The organism is Streptomyces sp. NPDC042002 (assembly GCF_055588305.1).
The window spans coordinates 28,296-45,879 of record NZ_JBVJCT010000026.1 but is presented as its reverse complement, the minus strand read 5'-3'; the positions used below and the strand labels follow the sequence as shown (position 1 = coordinate 45,879).

16 protein-coding genes and 2 pseudogenes are annotated in these 17,584 nt (G+C 71.7%); 11 read left to right on the top strand and 7 right to left on the bottom strand.

Annotation, left to right across the window (positions count from 1 at the left end):
- Positions 1–367: 367 nt before the first annotated feature.
- From ACZ6KY_RS29590 to ACZ6KY_RS29580, 3 genes and pseudogenes are all read left to right on the top strand, one after another.
- Positions 368–1,484 (top strand): annotated as a pseudogene (locus ACZ6KY_RS29590) (adenosine deaminase).
- Between the two features lie 17 nt (positions 1,485–1,501).
- On the top strand, positions 1,502–2,185 hold the full coding sequence (locus ACZ6KY_RS29585; RefSeq protein ID WP_469313319.1) for a glycerophosphodiester phosphodiesterase: 684 nt from the start codon (positions 1,502–1,504) through the stop codon (positions 2,183–2,185).
- A gap of 181 nt (positions 2,186–2,366) precedes the next feature.
- Positions 2,367–3,518 (top strand): serine hydrolase domain-containing protein, encoded by a 1,152-nt coding sequence (locus ACZ6KY_RS29580; protein WP_469313318.1) that lies wholly within the window; start codon positions 2,367–2,369, stop codon positions 3,516–3,518.
- Between the two features lie 193 nt (positions 3,519–3,711).
- On the opposite strand, the gene ACZ6KY_RS29575 is transcribed toward ACZ6KY_RS29580, so the two are convergent.
- The gene (locus ACZ6KY_RS29575; RefSeq protein WP_469313317.1) at positions 3,712–5,076 is read right to left on the bottom strand and encodes an FAD-dependent oxidoreductase; all 1,365 of its coding nucleotides are present in this window, start codon (positions 5,074–5,076) and stop codon (positions 3,712–3,714) included.
- A gap of 401 nt (positions 5,077–5,477) precedes the next feature.
- Here ACZ6KY_RS29575 and ACZ6KY_RS29570 point away from each other — a divergent pair, with 401 nt between their 5' ends.
- Positions 5,478–5,855, top strand: coding sequence for a hypothetical protein (locus ACZ6KY_RS29570; RefSeq protein WP_328553134.1), 378 nt, complete (start codon positions 5,478–5,480; stop codon positions 5,853–5,855).
- A gap of 84 nt (positions 5,856–5,939) precedes the next feature.
- On the opposite strand, the gene ACZ6KY_RS29565 is transcribed toward ACZ6KY_RS29570, so the two are convergent.
- From ACZ6KY_RS29565 to ACZ6KY_RS29555, 3 genes are all read right to left on the bottom strand, one after another.
- Positions 5,940–6,431 (bottom strand): RNA polymerase sigma factor, encoded by a 492-nt coding sequence (locus ACZ6KY_RS29565; RefSeq protein WP_469313371.1) that lies wholly within the window; start codon positions 6,429–6,431, stop codon positions 5,940–5,942.
- Positions 6,432–6,581: 150 nt separating this feature from the next.
- Complete coding sequence (locus ACZ6KY_RS29560; protein WP_328553135.1) at positions 6,582–7,220, bottom strand: class F sortase; 639 nt, start codon at positions 7,218–7,220, stop codon at positions 6,582–6,584.
- Positions 7,217–7,582 (bottom strand): sortase-dependent protein, encoded by a 366-nt coding sequence (locus ACZ6KY_RS29555; protein WP_469313316.1) that lies wholly within the window; start codon positions 7,580–7,582, stop codon positions 7,217–7,219. The genes ACZ6KY_RS29560 and ACZ6KY_RS29555 overlap by 4 nt, the downstream gene beginning before the upstream one ends.
- A 119-nt stretch (positions 7,583–7,701) precedes the next feature.
- Between ACZ6KY_RS29555 and ACZ6KY_RS29550 the strand changes: the two are divergent.
- Positions 7,702–8,001, top strand: a pseudogene (locus ACZ6KY_RS29550) (alpha/beta fold hydrolase); the annotation flags it as partial.
- Between the two features lie 183 nt (positions 8,002–8,184).
- Here the strand turns inward: ACZ6KY_RS29550 and ACZ6KY_RS29545 are convergent.
- Positions 8,185–8,880, bottom strand: coding sequence for a DUF4232 domain-containing protein (locus ACZ6KY_RS29545; RefSeq protein ID WP_469313315.1), 696 nt, complete (start codon positions 8,878–8,880; stop codon positions 8,185–8,187).
- Between the two features lie 217 nt (positions 8,881–9,097).
- Positions 9,098–10,288: an ABC transporter substrate-binding protein gene (locus ACZ6KY_RS29540; RefSeq protein WP_469313314.1), complete on the bottom strand. Its 1,191-nt coding sequence runs from the start codon at positions 10,286–10,288 to the stop codon at positions 9,098–9,100.
- Positions 10,289–10,403: 115 nt separating this feature from the next.
- On the opposite strand from ACZ6KY_RS29540, the gene ACZ6KY_RS29535 reads away from it, so the two are divergent.
- A complete protein-coding gene (locus ACZ6KY_RS29535) occupies positions 10,404–10,610 on the top strand; it encodes a hypothetical protein (RefSeq protein ID WP_469313313.1) in 207 nt (68 codons plus the stop codon).
- Positions 10,611–10,703: 93 nt separating this feature from the next.
- On the opposite strand, the gene ACZ6KY_RS29530 is transcribed toward ACZ6KY_RS29535, so the two are convergent.
- Positions 10,704–12,143, bottom strand: a complete 1,440-nt coding sequence (locus ACZ6KY_RS29530) for a gamma-aminobutyraldehyde dehydrogenase (protein ID WP_469313312.1) — start codon at positions 12,141–12,143, stop codon at positions 10,704–10,706.
- A gap of 187 nt (positions 12,144–12,330) precedes the next feature.
- Between ACZ6KY_RS29530 and ACZ6KY_RS29525 the strand changes: the two genes are divergently transcribed.
- The 5 genes from ACZ6KY_RS29525 (at position 12,331) to ACZ6KY_RS29505 (ending at position 17,434) form a co-directional block, all read left to right on the top strand.
- On the top strand, positions 12,331–12,846 hold the full coding sequence (locus ACZ6KY_RS29525; protein ID WP_328553146.1) for an Lrp/AsnC family transcriptional regulator: 516 nt from the start codon (positions 12,331–12,333) through the stop codon (positions 12,844–12,846).
- A complete protein-coding gene (locus tag ACZ6KY_RS29520) occupies positions 12,831–14,213 on the top strand; it encodes an aspartate aminotransferase family protein (protein ID WP_469313311.1) in 1,383 nt (460 codons plus the stop codon). The genes ACZ6KY_RS29525 and ACZ6KY_RS29520 overlap by 16 nt, the downstream gene beginning before the upstream one ends.
- 275 nt (positions 14,214–14,488) lie before the next feature.
- Positions 14,489–15,226 carry an ABC transporter ATP-binding protein gene (locus tag ACZ6KY_RS29515; RefSeq protein WP_469313310.1) on the top strand — a complete coding sequence of 246 codons (738 nt, stop codon included), beginning with the start codon at positions 14,489–14,491 and terminating at the stop codon, positions 15,224–15,226.
- A complete protein-coding gene (locus ACZ6KY_RS29510; RefSeq protein ID WP_469313309.1) occupies positions 15,208–16,908 on the top strand; it encodes a hypothetical protein in 1,701 nt (566 codons plus the stop codon). Before ACZ6KY_RS29515 ends, ACZ6KY_RS29510 begins: the two co-directional genes overlap by 19 nt.
- 118 nt (positions 16,909–17,026) lie before the next feature.
- Entirely contained in the window at positions 17,027–17,434 is a 408-nt protein-coding gene (locus ACZ6KY_RS29505; protein ID WP_469313308.1) for a VOC family protein, read from the top strand.
- Positions 17,435–17,584: the final 150 nt, after the last annotated feature.

Sequence of the window (17,584 nt, the reverse complement as noted above, 5' to 3'; positions counted from 1 at the left end):
GTCCCGATCCCTGCCCCGATCGCTGTCCGACAGAGGTACCTCGTGGTCCGGGTCGACGGCGGGTACGCGATCCGCTTCGGGTATCGCGTCCGCCGGGCCGGAATCCGGCGCGGCGGACGCCACCGGGGACCCGTTCGGCGTGAACGGCGGGTTCGCCTCGCCCGGCGGAGTCCACGCGCCCGTGTCGCGTGGGGCTATCGGCCTCTGGGCGTCGTCGGACATGCGCGAGGTCCCCTCTCTCGTCGTTCCGTCATGCTACGGCCCGTGCGGCTCCAGGGGATCTCCGCCGGACAACGGGCCACGCCGGACACACCGGGCCCGGACGGCGGGGGCCGCCTACGATGATCCCCGAGCCATCGATCAGCCGATCACCCGCGTCCCGCCCCGCACGGTCAAGGGACGCCGTTCCGGGGAGGAACCCGTTGACCGACCACATCAGCGCACACGACGACGCCCGTGACCTGCGCACCTTCATCGCCGGGCTGCCCAAGGCCGAACTGCACGTCCACCACGTCGGCTCCGCCTCCCCGCGCATCGTGTCCGCCCTCGCCGCCCGCCACCCCGACTCCCGGGTGCCGACCGATCCCGAGGCGCTCGCGGACTACTTCACGTTCACGGACTTCGGCCACTTCATCCAGGTGTATCTGTCCGTCGTCGACCTCATCCGCACCCCCGAGGACGTACGGCTGCTGACGTACGAGGTCGCCCGGGACATGGCGCGCCAGCAGGTGCGCTACGCCGAGCTGACGATCACTCCGTGGTCCTCCACGCGGCGCGGGATCGACGAGCGCGCCTTCATGGACGCGATCGAGGACGCCCGCAAGGCCGCCGAGTCCGAGCTCGGTGTCGTCCTGCGCTGGTGCTTCGACATCCCGGGCGAGGCCGGTCTGGAGGCGGCCGAGGAGACCGTGCGGCTCGCGACCGACGACCGGCTGCGGCCGGAGGGGCTCGTCTCCTTCGGGCTCGGCGGCCCCGAAGTCGGTGTGCCGAGGCCGCAGTTCAAGCCGTACTTCGACCGGGCCCGCGCGGCGGGACTGCGGTCGGTGCCGCACGCCGGTGAGACGACGGGCCCGGAGACGGTCTGGGACGCGCTGAACTTCCTCGGCGCAGAGCGCATCGGCCACGGCACGAGTTCCGCGCGGGACCCGAAGCTGCTCGACCGCCTCGCCGAGCAAGGCATCCCGCTGGAGGTCTGCCCGACCTCGAACATCGCCACCCGCGCGGTCCGCACCCTCGACGAACACCCCGTCAAGGAGTTCGTGGCGGCGGGGGTGACGGTCACCGTCAACTCCGACGACCCGCCGATGTTCGGCACCGACCTCAACACCGAGTACGCGGTCACCGCCCGCCTCCTCGGCCTCGACGAGCCGGGCGTCGCCGAGCTCGCCAAGAACGCGGTGCGGGCGTCGTTCCTCGACGAGGCGGGGAAGGCGGAACTCGCCGCGGAGATCGACACGTACGCCGCGACCTGGCTCGCGCTCTGACCCAGCACAATGAGCCCATGCGCACCGTGACCGCAGTCGCCCACCGCGGCGACCCCTATCGCGCCCGTGAGAACACGATCGACTCGTTGCGTTCCGCGCTCCACCGGGGCGCGGACGCCGTCGAGATCGACGTACGGCTCACCCGCGACCGCGTCCCCGTACTCCTGCACGACGAGACCCTCAAACGTCTGTGGGGACACGACCGGCCGCTGCGCTCGCTCTCCGGCGACGAGGTGCGCGGGCTCACGGCGGGCGGGGTGCCGACACTGGCGGAGGCCCTCGGGGCGACCGGCGACGGCCGGGTCATGGTCGATCTGCCCGGATCGGTGGACGCGAGGGCCGCGCGCGAGGTCGTGGACGTGGTGCGGGCGTGCGGGGCCGAGGAACGGGTGTACTACTGCGCCGCGGCCCCCGCCATGCTCGCGGTGCGGGGCGCCGACCCGTCCGCGGAGATCGCCCTGACGTGGACGACCGTGGCGCCACCGCGCCCGGGGTTGCTCGAAGCCGTACGGCCGCGCTGGCTCAACTACCGCTTCCCGCTGGTGAACCGGGACCTCACGGCCCGCGTCCACCGCGACGGCTACCTGGTCTCCGCATGGACCCCGGACACCATTCGTTCCATGCGCCGGCTGCTGGACGCGGGGGTCGACTCGATCACGACCAACCGCGTCGAAACACTGACGGCTCTGCGCGGCGACTGAGCCGGACGCAGTTCGGCGGCGGACGCGGGGTGCGGGTCGGGGAGCGTCACCGTCGTCCCTTAGGGGCGACCCCGGCTCGGATGCCGGGGACGGTGCCCTGCTTGATGAGGATCCGGAGGATCGCGCACGGCCGGAGGATGAGCGGTGTCCTCTTCCGGCACGCACCCCTCAGGAGCCGTCAATGCCCGCACGCAGCCCAGCAGTTGCCCTTGTCGCCGTCCTCGCCCTCGGCCTCGCGGCCGGACCGTTGGGTGCTCCGGCGTTCGCCTCCCCCGCCGCCGCGTCGGCCCGGACGGCCGGCGGCCCCGACGCCGACGCGCTGCGCTCCGCGCTGGCCGGACTCCCGGACGCGGACGCGACGGCGGCGCTCGTACGGATCGGAGGCAGCGACGGCACATGGCGCGGCAGCGCCGGGGTGCACGATCTGGAGAGCGGACGCGCGGCCGACCCGGACGCCCGCTTCCGCGCCGGTTCCACCACGAAGGTCGTCACGGCGGCGGTCGTCCTCCAGCTCGCGGCCGAGGGCAGGGTCGGGCTGGGGACTCCCGTGCAGAAGTATCTCCCCGGGCTGCTGCCGTCGGCCTTCGAGCCCATCACCGTACGGCAGTTGCTCAACCACACGAGTGGCATCCAGTCCGGTGACGGCTTCGGCGACGCCTTCGAGGACGCGTACGCGCACCGCTTCGACACTCTCACACCGCGCGAGGTCGTGGCGTCCGCTGTGGCTAAGGGACCGGAGTTCGCGCCGGGCACCCGGCAGGACTACCTGAACATCAACTACACGATCCTCGGCATGCTGATCGAGAAGGTGACCGGCCACACGTACGCGCACGAGGCGGCCCGGCGGATCCTCGGGCCCGCCGGGATGCGCCACACCTACTTCCCCGGCACCGACCCGTACATCCACGGGCCGCACAACCGCGGCTACCAGGCGGTACCGCGGCCCGACGGCACGACGGCGTTCGTGGACGTCACCGACTGGAACCAGGCGGACCGCTGGGCGGCCGGCGACATGATCTCCACGACGGTGGACCTGGAGCGGCTGATCACGCGCCTGTTCAAGGGAGACCTGGTCCCGGCCCGGCAGTTGGAGGAGATGTTCACCGTGCCCCCGGGCATCGAGGGCGCCGACATGAGCGCCGGACTCCAGCGCTTCGAGTACGGGGGCACGGTCTACTGGCTCAAGTCGGGCGCCCGGTACGGCTACAGCACCGTGGTGGCGGCCACCCGGAACCTGTCCCGCACGCTCGTCTACTCGGTCGACTCCACCGACGCCAAGGGCGAGTCGATGAACCCGGTCGCCCAGCGGATCGCCCTGGCGGCGCTCAAGTAGCGGGTACCGGAGTCGTCGCGTGGCGAGCACCGGAGCGGTCAGGCAGCCGGTGCCGGTGCGGTCGCCCGGTCCGGGGTGAGCGCTCCAGACGCTCACGGATGCCCTTGAGCAGGGCGGCTCCGGCGCTCGTGCCGGGAGCGTACGCTCCGACTTGAACGCGTTCAAAACCGTCCTTGCCCAAGGGCTCGGAGGCTCAGGCGCCGCTCGCCCTCAGCATGTCCTCGCGCTCGACGAGCTTCACGCGCTCGCGGCCCTGCGGTTCACCGAGCGCCTTCTCCGCGGCGTCCAGCCGGTGCCAGCCGTCCCACGTGGTGAAGCGGACGTCCCGCTCGCCGAGGAAGGCGTCGACGGCGGCCGGCTCGGGCGAAGTGGGCGTGCGCAGGCGGCCGTTCGCGTGGTCGTCGAGCAGGCTCGCGACCGTCTCGTTGGCGTCGCCCTTGGTGTGGCCGATCAGGCCGATGGGCCCGCGCCGGATCCAGCCGGTGACGTACGTGGACCGCAGGTGCTCGCCGGAGTCCTCCAGCACACGGCCGGCCGCGTCCGGCACCGTGCCCGAGTCGACGTCCCAGGGCAGCTTGGGCAGGCTGTCGGAGAGGTAGCCCACGGCGCGGTAGACGGCGGTGACGTCCCAGTCCTTGAACTCGCCGGTGCCCTTGACGTTCCCGGTGCCGTCGAGGGCGGTGCGCTCGGTGCGCAGGCCGACGACCTCGCCGTTCTCTCCGAGGATCTCGGTGGGCGACTCGAAGAAGTGCAGGAACAGCTTGTGCGGGCGGTCTCCGGTGTCGCGGATCGCCCAGTTCTCCAGGGTCTTGGCGACCATGTCGGCCTGCTTGTTGCCGCGCCGGGTGGCGATCGAGCCCTCGTCGTAGTCGATGTCCTCGGGGTCGACGATGACCTCGATGTTCGGCGAGTGGTCAAGCTCGCGCAGCTCCATCGGGCTGAACTTGGCCTGCGCCGGGCCGCGGCGGCCGAAGACGTGGACCTCGAGGGCCTTGTTGGCCTTGAGTCCCTCGTGGACGTTCGGCGGGATCTCGGTGGGCAGCAGCTCGTCGGCGGTCTTGGCGAGGATGCGGGCCACGTCCAGCGCGACGTTGCCGACACCGAGGACGGCGACCTTCTCCGCCTCCAGCGGCCAGGTGCGCGGAACGTCCGGGTGACCGTCGTACCAGGAGACGAAGTCCGCCGCGCCGTACGAACCGTCGAGGTCGAGGCCGGGGATGTCGAGAGCCCGGTCGGCCGTCGCGCCCGTGGAGAAGATCACCGCGTCGTAGAAGGCGCGCAGATCGTCGAGGCTGATGTCGCGCGGGTAGTCGACGTTGCCGAAGAGGCGGATCTGCGGCTTGTCGAGCACCTGGTGCAGGGCCGTGATGATGCCCTTGATCCGGGGATGATCGGGGGCGACGCCGTAGCGGATGAGACCGAACGGGGCCGGCATCCGCTCGAACAGGTCGATGGAGACACCGGGCTCGGCGGCCACTGCGGATTTCAGCAGCGCGTCGGCGGCGTAGATTCCGGCGGGGCCGGCTCCGACAATGGCTACCCGCAGAGGGCGAGGCATGATCAGATTCCCTTCGAGCAGGGGCAGGGGACTCGACGGGAAGCCTAAACTGAGGCAAACCTAAGTCAGTAGGCGGGTCCGGGCTATGACCTCATAAGGCTGACTTATGGGTGATGAAGGGCCGCTTTATGGGCGGCGCCCGCGCGGGGCTGGAAGGCTACCGGGGGCGCGTCGAACGGAACCGGGCAGGGGCCCGGAACCCCACGCACGCATCGAGCCACCACCCGGCCTCCACGCGCGCCACAAACCGCCACCCCGGGCCCCACGCGCGCCACAAGCCGTCACCCGGGCCCCGCCGCGAACCGCAGCCGCCGGCGCCGGCTCCACCGGCCGCTGCCCTTGTCGCGCTCAGCCCACGGACACCCGCCCCGCACCTCTACCGCTGGACCACTCTCGACGGAGTGGGGACGGCCCGGGTCCTGGCGGCGGACGGCTGGACCGTGACGGAGGTGGGTGTCGGCGACGGAGTGCGGGCGGGGACGGACGAGGCGGTCCGCGCGGTGGGAACGGGCGCGGTGCTCGGCGCCGTGGTCCGGGAAGAACGGCCGGACTCCCGGGGACGGGGGCTGACAGGCTTCGGCGACGCCGACGTCGAGGGCCCGGCCGACGGACCGCTCGCGGGCGGCGGCGCCAGCGGGGGCACCGGGGACACGGGTGACTGCGGCGCGGCCGACCGCAGCGGCAGCACGACGAGAGCGCCGACGGCACACGCCACGCCGACCCCGGCCGCGGCGCGCAGCAGCCGGCGACGGGCCGCACCCCGGCGGATCGCCTCGTAGCGGCCGGCGGGTGGTCCGAGGTAGTCGGCGGGGGGCCGCATGATGACGGCGAGCGGGTCGTCGGGGCCGAAGTCCGGACCATCGTCAGAGTGTGTGATCAAGACTTCTCCTCAGGTGGGCGCGGAGCAGTTCGCGGGCCGCGTGGAGATCGGCCTTGATGGTTCCTTCCTTGCGCCCGGTCAGCGCGGACACCTCCCGGATCGGCATGTCAGCGTAGTAGTGCAGCAGGATCGGGACGCGCAGCCGTTCGGGAAGCGACTGCACCAGCAGACGTACGGACGGATCGGTCTGTTCGTTGCGCGGGCCGACGACGGCCTCGACGGTCGCCCGGTGCACGGCCCTGCGTTCCCGCTCCAGCTTGCGCCAGTGGTCCCGGACGAGGTTGGCCGCGGTGACGTAGAGGAACCCGCGCGGCTCGGCCACGGAGGTCCAGCGGGCCCACAACCGGGTGAACGCCTCCGAGGCGATCTCATGGGCCGTCCCGTCGTCGTCGACGAGCCGGCGGCACCAGCCGGCGAGGCGCGGATAGAGGGCGGCGAACAGCTCGGACGCTGCCTTCTCACGGGACCCTTTCAACATTCTCCATGGTCGTGACGGCACTCGAAGGGAAGGATCCCGGGCCAAGGACCTAAGGTCCATCGGCCCAGGATCCCGCCTCCGGGTCCACGGCGGACCCGGAGGGGGGACGGGTCGGGAACCCGGGCACCGCGGGATGCGGCCGGCGGGTCAGGGGTTCGCGGAGGTCAGGGCCGCGAACACGATCACGTTGTCGAGGTAGCCGCTACCGGACCGGGGACCTCCACAGGTGATGAGCCGCAGCTCCGGGCGGCCCACATCCCCGTAGACCTCGTCCGTCGGGAAGTCGGCCTTGGCGACCGTGCGGACGCCGGTGACGGCGAACACCGCCGACCGGCCGTTCTCCAGGCGCACCACGATCCGGTCGCCGTGCCGCAGCCGCGCGAGGCGGCGGAAGACGCCGTCCCCGTACGCGCCGACCGTGACATGGCCGAGGATCACCGACGGACCGGTCTGACCCGGCGTCGGCGAGTGCCGGTACCAGCCGGCCCGGTCGTGCGCGGCGATCGGCGGCACCTGCACGCTGCCGTCCGGGGCCAGCCCCAGCCGCATGACCGGGGTGTCGACCCCGATGGCCGGTATCCGCAGCCCGACCGGGACCGAACGCCCCAGCGGACGTGCCGACCCGGCGGCGGTACGCGGGGGCGGGGATGTGCTGACGGTACCCGGGACCGAGGGTGTGCTGCGGGACCGCGCTGTCGCGGGCGGACCGGCCGGATGGCCGCCGCAGCCCACGAGCAGCGCGGCCACCGCCGCGGTGACGAACGCGCGCCTGGAGAAGGGCGTCATTCCCCGGTTGCCCGCCGACGGCGCACGACGAGGACCGCCGCGCCCGCGACGAGGACCGCGGCGGCGCTCCCGCCGATCAGCCCGCCCGGCCCAGAGGACTGCGACGCCGTCGGCGCCACCCCGGTGTCGGGCGCCCCGCTCGGCCGGACGGAGACCTGCCGCGAGGCCGGCGCCCGGGTCGGTGCGGCGCTGGGTGCGGTGGAGGGCTGCCGGGTCGCCCGGGGGCTCGCGGGGGCCGGTGAGGCGCTGACGCTCGGACGGGCCGTGGGGCTCGCGGAGGCCCCGTCGGCGAACGCGGGCACCGTGCCCACCAGCACGGCGGTGCACGCGAGTGCCGTGGCACTGAAGACGGTTCGGCGCATGAATCGCTCTCTTTCGTCGGTCCGCCCGCCTGTTGGCACGGCGGGCTGCGTTACGGATCGAGCGGAGAGACGAGCCGGCGGCGGACGGGGTTGTAAAGGGGAGGCAAAGGCGTGCGGGGGTGTGTCCGCGCCTTCCGGTACGCCTCGCCCGGCGCGGAACCAGGTTCGCCGCGTCGCTCGCGGGCGATGTGGCGCCCGAGGACGCTCAGTTCATGGTGGACTCGCAGGTTCCCTGGGGTGCGGAGGCTCTCAACGGGAGAGTGACGGAGGCCGCCTGGCGTGCCAAGCCGAGCTGGTATCTCGTCTCGACCGGGGACCGCGTGATCCCGCCGCCTGCACAGCGCACGATGGCCGAGCGAGCCGGAGCCACGGTGACGGAGGGCGCCGGAAGCCACGCCGTCCACGTCTCCCGGCCGGAAGCCGTCGCGGAGCTCGTCAAGCAGGCCACCGTGCCAACAGGGGCGGCCCGGAGCAGACCGCGGCAGTCGCCGCCGGCGGCGGCTCCGCGCCGCCGGCCCGCCCGCTCTCGGCCGGACCGCGGGGGCTTCGCCCTCCGCCTCGCCGGCAGCGACAAGTGCGAAGCCACACCCGGGGCGTGCGGGTCAGCCGCCCTGGCCGGCGTTTCCGACCGGTCCGACCTTCACCGGGGAGCCGGAGCCGTCCGTGACGGGCAGCGTGCCGGCGCCCGGCCAGGCGAGGGTGACCGTCTTCGTCTCGTTCGGCGGGGTCACCAGCAGGCCCGTGACGCGGACGCCGGAGCCACCCGACTTGTTGAGCGGGTAGTTGATGCCGAAGGCCGTCGACCGGCCGTTCTTGAGGATGACCGGGTCGGCCTTCTCACCGGTTCGCTTCGCGGACAGTGACCCCGCGCCGGTCTTCAGGTCGACGCCCGCGTACCCGGAGATCGCGCAGTCCCGGCCGCCGCGGTTCCTCAACTGCACCGTGACGGTGCCGTCGGGGTCGCCGCTGATCGTGTTGTCCGTTGCCGTGATCTGCAAGTCGTCGGTGTGGCACCTGCCGACCTGGCCGGTCCTGCCGGAGCCGGTCCCGGCGGTCGCACCCTTCCCGCCGGAGCTCGTCCCGGCGGAGCTCGTCCCGGCGGACTCCTTCCCTCCGCTCTGATCCGAACCGCCCGAGCCCGAACCGCCGCCCGAGGGGGACGCGGACGACGCGGTGGACGCGTTGGACGCGGACGACGGGCCGCTCCGGCCCGCGCTGTCATCGCCGTTGTTGCAGGCGGTGAGCGAGAGACCCGCGGCAACGGCCAGGGCCGCGAAGGTGAGCTTGTGGACGCGCATCGGTTTCTTCCTCAGCATCGGTTGGCAGGACCGGCCGCTCGGTACGAGTCGGTACAAGTCGGTACGAGCGGCCGTTTCTGACCACCAAGAGCCGCCCGACCGGCGCACCGTTCCGCCCAACCACCCCCTAATACATTGCTGTTACACGCACAGGCGGTCCAACGCGCGCCGCCACCGGGCGCTCCGTGCCGGAGCACGCCGTCCACCGGCCCGCGGCTCACAACCCCGCTATCGCGTTCCAGCGCTTGGCGAACTCCGTTCGTTCGGTGGAGGTGATGTCGCGGGCGATCGCGAGGCGCTTGCGCATGGTCGAGTCCGGGAAGATCAGGGGGTCCTCGGCGAGGGCGGCGGTGTCCTTGTCCTTGGAGGCGGCGAGGACGTCCTGGGCGGCGGGGACCGGACAGACGTAGTTGACCCAGGCGGCCAGCTCCGCGGCGACCTCGGGCTCGTAGTAGTAGTCGATGAGCTGCTCCGCGTTGGCCTTGTGCCGGGCCAGGTTGGGGATCATCAGCGACTCCGCCCACAGCTCGGCGCCCTCCTCGGGAACGACGAAACGGATGTCGGGGTCGTCGGCCTGGAGCTGGATCACGTCGCCCGAGTAGGCCTGGCAGGCCAGGACATCGCCGCTGGAGAGGTCCTTGATGTAGTCGTTGCCGGTGAAGCGGCGGATCTGGCCGCTGCGGACCCGCTTCTCGACCTGCTCGCACACCTGGTGGAAGTCGTCCGCCTTCCACCGCGTGATGTCGACGCCGTTCGCCTGCATGAGCAGCGCGAACGCCTCGTCGAGGCCGGAGAGCAGGGTGACCCGGCCCTTGAGGTCGTCGGCCCACAGATCGGACACGTGCTTGATCTCGCGGCCGACCTTGCGGCGGTTGTACGCGATGCCGGTGATCCCCGACTGCCACGGCACCGAGGACTTGCGGCCGGGGTCGAAGGCGGGCGAACTCAGCAGCGGGTCGAGGTACTTGGTGATGTTCGGCTGCTTGGCCCGGTCCATCTCCTGGACCCAGCCGAGCCGGACGAAACGGGCGCACATCCAGTCGCTGATGACGATGAGGTCGCGGCCGGTCCGCTGGTGGTTCATCAGGGACGGGCTGATCTTGCCGAAGAACTCGTCGTTGTCGTTGATCTCCTCGATGTAGTCGACGGAGATCCCGGTGCGCTTCTCGAAGGCCTCCAGCGTCGGCCGCCGAGTGGTGTCCTTGTCATCGGTGTCGATGTACAACGGCCAGTTCGCCCAGGTCAGCCGCTTGTCCGTGGCGGAGAGATCGGCTCCGGCGCGGTCGCCCGGTCCCACGTACGCCGCCGGCACCCCGCATCCCGCCAGGGCTCCGAGCGCGGCACCACCGCCCAGGGCGCGCAGCAGGGACCGGCGGGACAGGGGCGAGGTCTTCCGATTCACTGGCACGCGCCGAGCATGCGGGCCCTGGCTCGGTCCGGACAATGGACGCTGCGTCGACCAGTCGCCCGCCGACCCGACACCCTGTCGATCCCTTTCCGAGCGCTTCGGGAATTCCGGGCGCGTGGCCATCGGCCGGGGAATCAGGGGGAGTCTGCCCGCCGGGGCCTCGAAGGGCGAGCAGGGCCATGTGCCGATGAGCGTGCGGATGAAGGCGGGCAAGCAGTTCGACCCGACGTCGAAGAGCTACCGGGCCGACGTGAAGGCGTGCGCGCCGATCCTGAAGAAGGCCGGCATCAGTTACGTGAGCTGCCCTCGCTCTCGATCGTGACCGAGAGCGCCCGAGCCTGCCCGGAGGGGGGAACACAGCGGCCCCGGACGGGATCGACTCCCGGCCGGGGCCGTGTGGTTCACACCGTACGTACTACGCGTCGAGCGACGTCATCACGTGCTTGATGCGCGTGTAGTCCTCGAAGCCGTACCCCGACAGGTCCTTGCCGTAGCCGGACCTCTTGAAGCCGCCGTGCGGCATCTCGGCGACCAGCGGGATGTGGGTGTTGATCCACACACAGCCGAAGTCGAGGGACTTGGACAGGCGCATCGCGCGGCCGTGGTCCTTGGTCCACACCGAGGAGGCGAGGGCGAAGTCGACGCCGTTGGCCCACTCGATGGCCTGGGCCTCGTCCGAGAAGGACTGGACGGTGATGACCGGGCCGAAGACCTCGTTCTGGATGATCTCGTCGTCCTGCTTGAGGCCCGAGACGACGGTCGCGGCGTAGAAGTAGCCCTTGTCGCCGACCTGCTTGCCGCCCGCCTCGACCTTGGCGTGCGCGGGCAGGCGCTCGATGAACCCGGCGACCTGCTTGAGCTGGTTCGGGTTGTTCAGCGGGCCGTAGAGCACGTCCTCGTCGTCCGGCTGGCCGGTCTTCGTCTCGGCGGCGGCCTTGGCGAGCGCGGTGACGAACTCGTCGTGGATGGACTCCTGGACGAGGACGCGGGTGGCGGCCGTACAGTCCTGGCCGGCGTTGAAGAAGCCCGCGACCGAGATGTCCTCGACGGCCTTGGCGATGTCGGTGTCCTCGAAGACGACGACCGGGGCCTTGCCGCCCAGCTCCAGGTGGACGCGCTTGACGTCCTTGGCCGCCGACTCGGCGACCGAGATGCCCGCGCGGACCGAGCCGGTGATGGACGCCATCGCCGGGGTCGGGTGCTCGACCATCGCGCGGCCGGTGTCGCGGTCGCCGCAGATGACGTTGAAGACGCCCTTGGGCAGGATGCCGCCGAGGATGTCGGCGATCAGGACGGTGGAGGCCGGAGTGGTGTCCGAGGGCTTCAGGACGACCGTGTTGCCCGCCGCGAGGGCCGGGGCGAACTTCCACACCGCCATCATCATCGGGTAGTTCCACGGCGCGACCTGGGCGCAGACGCCGACCGGCTCGCGGCGGACGATCGAGGTCATGCCCTCCATGTACTCGCCGGCCGAGCGGCCCTCCAGCATGCGGGCGGCACCCGCGAAGAAGCGGATCTGGTCGACCATCGGCGGGATCTCCTCGGACCGGGTCAGACCGATCGGCTTGCCGGTGTTCTCCACCTCGGCCGCGATCAGCTCCTCGGCCCGCTCCTCGAACGCGTCCGCGATCTTCAGGAGGGCCCTCTGGCGCTCGGCTGGGGTCTTGTCCCGCCACTGGGGGAAGGCCGCGGCGGCAGCCGCCATCGCGGCGTCGACGTCCGCCTGGCCGGAGAGCGGCGCGGTCGCGTACGCCTCGCCGGTCGCGGGATTGACCACCTCCGTGGTCCGTCCATCGGCGGCATCGCGGAACTCTCCGTCGATGTAATTGCGCAGACGACGCAGCTCGGTGCTCACTGCCCGGCCCTCCTGTCGGATGTCCAACGACTCAGGTGTCCACTACCTGAGATGCCTGGCCCCCACCCTAATCCGTGGCTCCACGTTTTCAACACCCCCGAACGGCCCAGAACTGCGAAATCCGCAAGACACGTACCTGTAAACAACGAATTTCATCGCCTGATCCTTGCGGAACTATCGAGACGTCGTGCACAGTGGGGTCGTGGTCAGTCGAAGCGCGGAACCCAGGGACTCCCGCGAGTCCAGGAACGGCAGTCCCCAGTTGGACACCGTCTCCCTCGCCATCATCGAGCAGCTCCAGCAGGACGGACGCCGCCCGTACGCCGCGATCGGCAAGGCCGTGGGCCTCTCCGAGGCCGCCGTACGCCAGCGCGTCCAGAAGCTGCTCGACCAGGGCGTCATGCAGATCGTCGCCGTCACGGACCCGCTCACCGTGGGCTTCCGCAGGCAGGCGATGGTGGGCATCACGGTCGAGGGCGACCTCGACCCGGTGGCCGAAGCGCTGACTGCCATGTCGGAAGTCGAGTACGTGGTGATGACCGCGGGCTCGTTCGACATCCTCGCCGAGATCGTCTGCGAGGACGACGACCACCTGCTGGACGTCATCAACAAACGCATCCGGGCGCTGCCCGCGGTGCGCTCCACCGAGAGCTTCGTCTACCTGAAGCTCAAGAAGCAGACCTACATGTGGGGAACCCGATAGCCGTGAGCACCAAGGACCTCAGCAAGACCGCGTACGACCACCTGTGGATGCACTTCACCCGCATGTCCTCGTACGAGAACGCGCCCGTTCCCACCATCGTCAAGGGTGAGGGCACCTACATCTACGACGACAAGGGCAAGCGCTACCTCGACGGTCTCGCGGGCCTGTTCGTGGTCCAGGCCGGCCACGGCCGCACCGAGCTGGCCGAGACGGCCTTCAAGCAGGCCCAGGAGCTGGCCTTCTTCCCGGTGTGGTCCTACGCCCACCCCAAGGCCATCGAGCTGGCCGAGCGCCTCGCGCACCACGCGCCGGGCGACCTGAACAAGGTGTTCTTCACGACGGGTGGCGGCGAGGCCGTCGAGACCGCGTGGAAGCTGGCCAAGCAGTACTTCAAGCTGCAGGGCAAGCCGACCAAGTACAAGGTCATCTCGCGTGCGGTCGCCTATCACGGCACCCCGCAGGGCGCCCTGTCCATCACCGGCCTGCCGGCCCTGAAGGCCCCCTTCGAGCCGCTGGTCCCGGGTGCTCACAAGGTCCCCAACACCAACATCTACCGCGCCCCGCTCTTCGGCGACGACCCCGAGGCCTACGGCCGCTGGGCCGCCGACCAGATCGAGCAGGAGATCCTCTTCGAGGGCCCGGAGACCGTCGCCGCGGTCTTCCTGGAGCCGGTGCAGAACGCCGGTGGCTGCTTCCCGCCGCCGCCCGGCTACTTCCAGCGCGTGCGCGAGATCTGCGACCAGTACGACGTACTGCTGGTCTCGGACGAGGTCATCTGCGCCTTCGGCCGCCTCGGCACGATGTTCGGCTGCGACAAGTTCGGCTACGTACCGGACATGATCACCTGCGCCAAGGGCATGACCTCGGGCTACTCCCCGATCGGCGCGTGCATCGTCTCCGACCGCGTCGCCGAGCCGTTCTACAAGGGCGACAACACCTTCCTGCACGGCTACACCTTCGGCGGCCACCCGGTCTCCGCCGCCGTGGCGCTGACCAACCTCGACATCTTCGAGCGCGAGGGCCTCAACCAGCACGTGCTGGACAACGAGGCGAACTTCCTGAAGACCCTGCAGAAGCTGCACGACCTGCCGATCGTCGGCGACGTCCGCGGCAACGGCTTCTTCTACGGCATCGAGCTGGTGAAGGACAAGGCCACCAAGGAGACCTTCACGGACGAGGAGTCGGAGCGCGTGCTCTACGGCTTCGTCTCCAAGAAGCTCTTCGAGTACGGCCTCTACTGCCGCGCCGACGACCGCGGTGACCCGGTCATCCAGCTGTCGCCGCCGCTGATCTCCGACCAGTCGACCTTCGACGAGATCGAGGGGATCGTCCGTCAGGTCCTGACGGAGGCGTGGACCAAGCTCTGATCCCGCGCCTCTGATCCTCAGCCGCGAGCCCGGCCCCGCCGATTTCCCCCGGCAGCCCCCGGTCCTCCGTCCGACTGATCAACACCGGCCCCGGTGGCGCCCGTTCGAGTGAGAATGGGCGCCCCGGGGCCGCGTGCTGTCCGGCCTCCCGGCCCCGACTCCCTAGCGTGCCGTGTGACCGATCGGCCCTGCCTTCGTTCCCTCGTCCGGGGGACCGAGCGACCTCGAAGAGATCGCCGGGCACGGCACAGTCAGATCTGAACGAGGTGTACGCGATGGTGGCCCCGCCGGACAACGACGTGCTCTGGGCACGCGCCCTGCACGTCAAGCACAACGGCTCGCCCGCGCTCAGCGGTGTCTCGCTCGGCGTCCGTGAGGGCGAGATCCTCGCCGTCGGCGGCCCGCGCGGCAGCGGCAAGACGACCCTCCTCCAGTGCCTGTCCGGCCAGCTGCTGCCGCAGCGGGGCGAGGTCTGGTTCAACAGCTCGCCCGTGCACACCATGGGCCCGCTCAGCCGCGAGCGGCTGCGCCGGGACCGGTTCGGCTGGATCGACCCGGTCCCGACGCTGGTCCCCGAGCTGAACGCCTGGGAGAACGCCGCCCTCCCGCTGATGCTGCGCGGCTGGGCCCGCCGGGCCGCCAAGACCACCGCCCTGGAGTGGCTGGAGCGCCTGGACATCGGCGGCTGCGCCCGCAAGCGCCCGCACGCCCTGCTCCAGGCCGAGCGGCAGCGCGTGGCCATCGCCCGCGCGATCGCCCCCATCCCCACCGTGCTGTTCGCCGACGAGCCGACGGCCCCGCTGCACCGCGCCGACCGCGCCCTCGCGCTGCGCACGCTCACCACGGCCGCCCGCTCGCACGGCATCACCGTCGTCCTCGCCACCCACGACGCGGACACCGCGGCGCTCGCCGACCGCACGGTGTCGCTGCTCGACGGACGGCGTGTGAACACCGTCCACCTGCCCCCGGTCGCCGAGACGGAAGGCCGGGCCGCGTGCTCGCTCTCCGTCTAGCCCGCGGGGGCCACCCCCTCGTCCAGCTCCGCCGGCTCCTGGTCGCCGCCGCCTCCGCGGGCACCGGGTTCCTGCTGCTGTGCACGCTGGGTTACGCGATGAGCCATCCGGACGCCTCGGCCGCCGGCGCGCTGCGCCTGGCCTGGTGCGTCGCCCCCCTCGCCGCCACGGTCTACTTCGCCGTCGCGGTGGCCCGCACCGACCCCGCCACCCGCCCCCGGCCCGGCCTGTCCGCCATCGGCCTCGGTCCGGGCCGGCTGATGGCGATCTCCGCCGTCACCACGGCCCTGTCCACGCTCCTCGGCTCGCTGCTCGCCCTGCTCCTCTTCCTGCACCTGCGGGGCGACCTGACCGGCATCCCGTTCGGCGGCGCGGCGACGGACTTCCTCGCCGCCGGCCAGTCCCTGCCCCTGCCCGCGGCCCTGACGCTGCTCGCCGTGGTACCGACCGCGGCCTCCGGCGCGTCCGCCGTGGTCCTGCGCCCACGGCGCAGCGGTCCGCAGCGCACTCCGTGGTCGTACGGCCGCACCTGGATGTCGGCGCGGCAGAACGCGGTCGCGAGCGCTCCGCGGCGCGGGACCCGGGGCGGCGGACGGCCCACGGGCGACGGTCATGTAGGTCGCGGAACGCCCGCCGCCCCCACCACGACCGGAACGACCGTCCCCTCTACCGCGACCGGCATGACCGCCGCCCCCACCACCACGACGGGCACGACCGACGGATTCACGGTGACCGGCACGGGCGACGGGTTCCGGGACGGGTCGGCGGACGTCGACGCCGGCGCCGCCCTCCCGCAGCCCGACCCGCGAGCCCCCGGAACGGACGGCTCCGACGGCGCCGACTTCCACTGGACCGCCGAGGCGTACGCCGATGCGGAGACACCCCACCGGGTGGGCGCGCAGGACCGTTCGGGCGCCGTCGCCCACGGGCACCCCGGGCCGCCCGCCTCCTACGAGGACGCGGACGTGTCGTACGACGGTCCGGATGTGTCGTACGAGGGTGCGGACGCGTCCGAAGCGCGCCCGGACCGGCACCGGGCCGCCGAGGCCGGCTCCCGTCGGCTGCCGCCCCCGGACGCCTCCCCGAACGGGCTCCCCTGGGGCGCGGCCACGCTGGCGGCCGGGCTGGCCGTGGAGACGTACGCGAGCCGTTCGGGACCCGCGCCGGCGCTCGCGCTGCCCGGCGGATTCGTCGGCGGGCCTGCCGGGGTGCTGCTCGGCTGGGTGCTGACGGCGGTCGGTCTGGCCCTCGCCGGGCCCGCGATCACGTATCTGTGCGGGCGTCTGCTCCAGGCCGTACGTCCGGGCGCGCTGCGCCTGCTGGCCGGACGGGTGCTCCAGGCGGAGGCGCGGCGCATCGGGCAGCCGCTGGGTGTGGTGTGCGCGGTGGCGTCGGGCGGGTTCGCCATGACGACGCTGTACACCGGTGCCCGGCCCGCCTTCGGTCCGCTGACCACCCTCGGCGCCCTCCTGGTCGCCGGGTGCACGCTGCTGACGCTGGCGACCGCCGCCGTCGAGGCGAAGCAGGCCCGTGCGGACACCACGGCGGCGCTGCTGCGGCTGGGGGCGCCCAACGCGTTGCTGCGCGGAGCCGCGGCCCTGCGTGCCGGGGCGCTGTTCGTCGCGTTCGCCCCGCTGACCTGGGTGGTCGCCGAACTGGCCGCTCTTCCGCTGATCAGCTGATCGGCCCGCGGACGGTTCGGCACGGTCCCCGGGGAAAAAGTCCGCGCCGGGCGATGAGTTCAGGGCGGGCCGGCGGTCTATCCCCGCGAACGGCACAACACTGACGGGAGACCCTCGCATGTACCAGCAGATGATCTTCGTGAACCTGCCGGTGTCCGATGTGGACACCTCGAAGAAGTTCTTCACGGAGCTCGGCTACACGATCAACCCGCAGTTCTCCACCGACGACTGCGCCTGTGTGGTGATCAGCGACACGATCATCGCGATGATGCTCGGCAAGCAGCGCTACGCGGACTTCACCAAGAAGCAGATCGCGGACGCGACGAAGACCAGCGAGGTGCTGCTGTGTCTGAGCGCCGAGAGCCGCGAGAAGGTCGACGAGCTGGTCGACGCCGCCATCGCGGCGGGCGGCTCGGGCACCGGCGAAACGCAGGACCAGGGCTTCATGTACGGCCGCGCCTTCGACGACCCGGACGGCCACACGTGGGAGGTCATGTGGATGGACCCGGCGGCGGTCCAGGGCTGAGTCCCCCGACCCGGTCGACGTTCCGGGGCCGGGGGGGGGGGGGGGGGGGGGGGGGGGGGGTGCAGTGGGGGTTCGCGGGGGAGTCGTCGCGACCCCCCCCACCAGGGTTCCGTTTTGTGGCCGACTACCCCAAACCCCCACACCCCCACC

Excerpts from the sequence above, each read along its gene's own strand:
- ACZ6KY_RS29585 (WP_469313319.1), top strand. The coding sequence starts at position 1,502 with ATGCGCACCGTGACCGCAGTCGCCCACCGCGGCGACCCCTATCGCGCC.
- ACZ6KY_RS29580 (WP_469313318.1), top strand. The coding sequence starts at position 2,367 with ATGCCCGCACGCAGCCCAGCAGTTGCCCTTGTCGCCGTCCTCGCCCTC.
- ACZ6KY_RS29575 (WP_469313317.1), bottom strand. The coding sequence starts at position 5,076 with ATGCCTCGCCCTCTGCGGGTAGCCATTGTCGGAGCCGGCCCCGCCGGA.
- ACZ6KY_RS29560 (WP_328553135.1), bottom strand. The coding sequence starts at position 7,220 with ATGACGCCCTTCTCCAGGCGCGCGTTCGTCACCGCGGCGGTGGCCGCG.
- ACZ6KY_RS29555 (WP_469313316.1), bottom strand. The coding sequence starts at position 7,582 with ATGCGCCGAACCGTCTTCAGTGCCACGGCACTCGCGTGCACCGCCGTG.
- ACZ6KY_RS29545 (WP_469313315.1), bottom strand. The coding sequence starts at position 8,880 with ATGCGCGTCCACAAGCTCACCTTCGCGGCCCTGGCCGTTGCCGCGGGT.
- ACZ6KY_RS29515 (WP_469313310.1), top strand. The coding sequence starts at position 14,489 with ATGGTGGCCCCGCCGGACAACGACGTGCTCTGGGCACGCGCCCTGCAC.
- ACZ6KY_RS29505 (WP_469313308.1), top strand. The coding sequence starts at position 17,027 with ATGTACCAGCAGATGATCTTCGTGAACCTGCCGGTGTCCGATGTGGAC.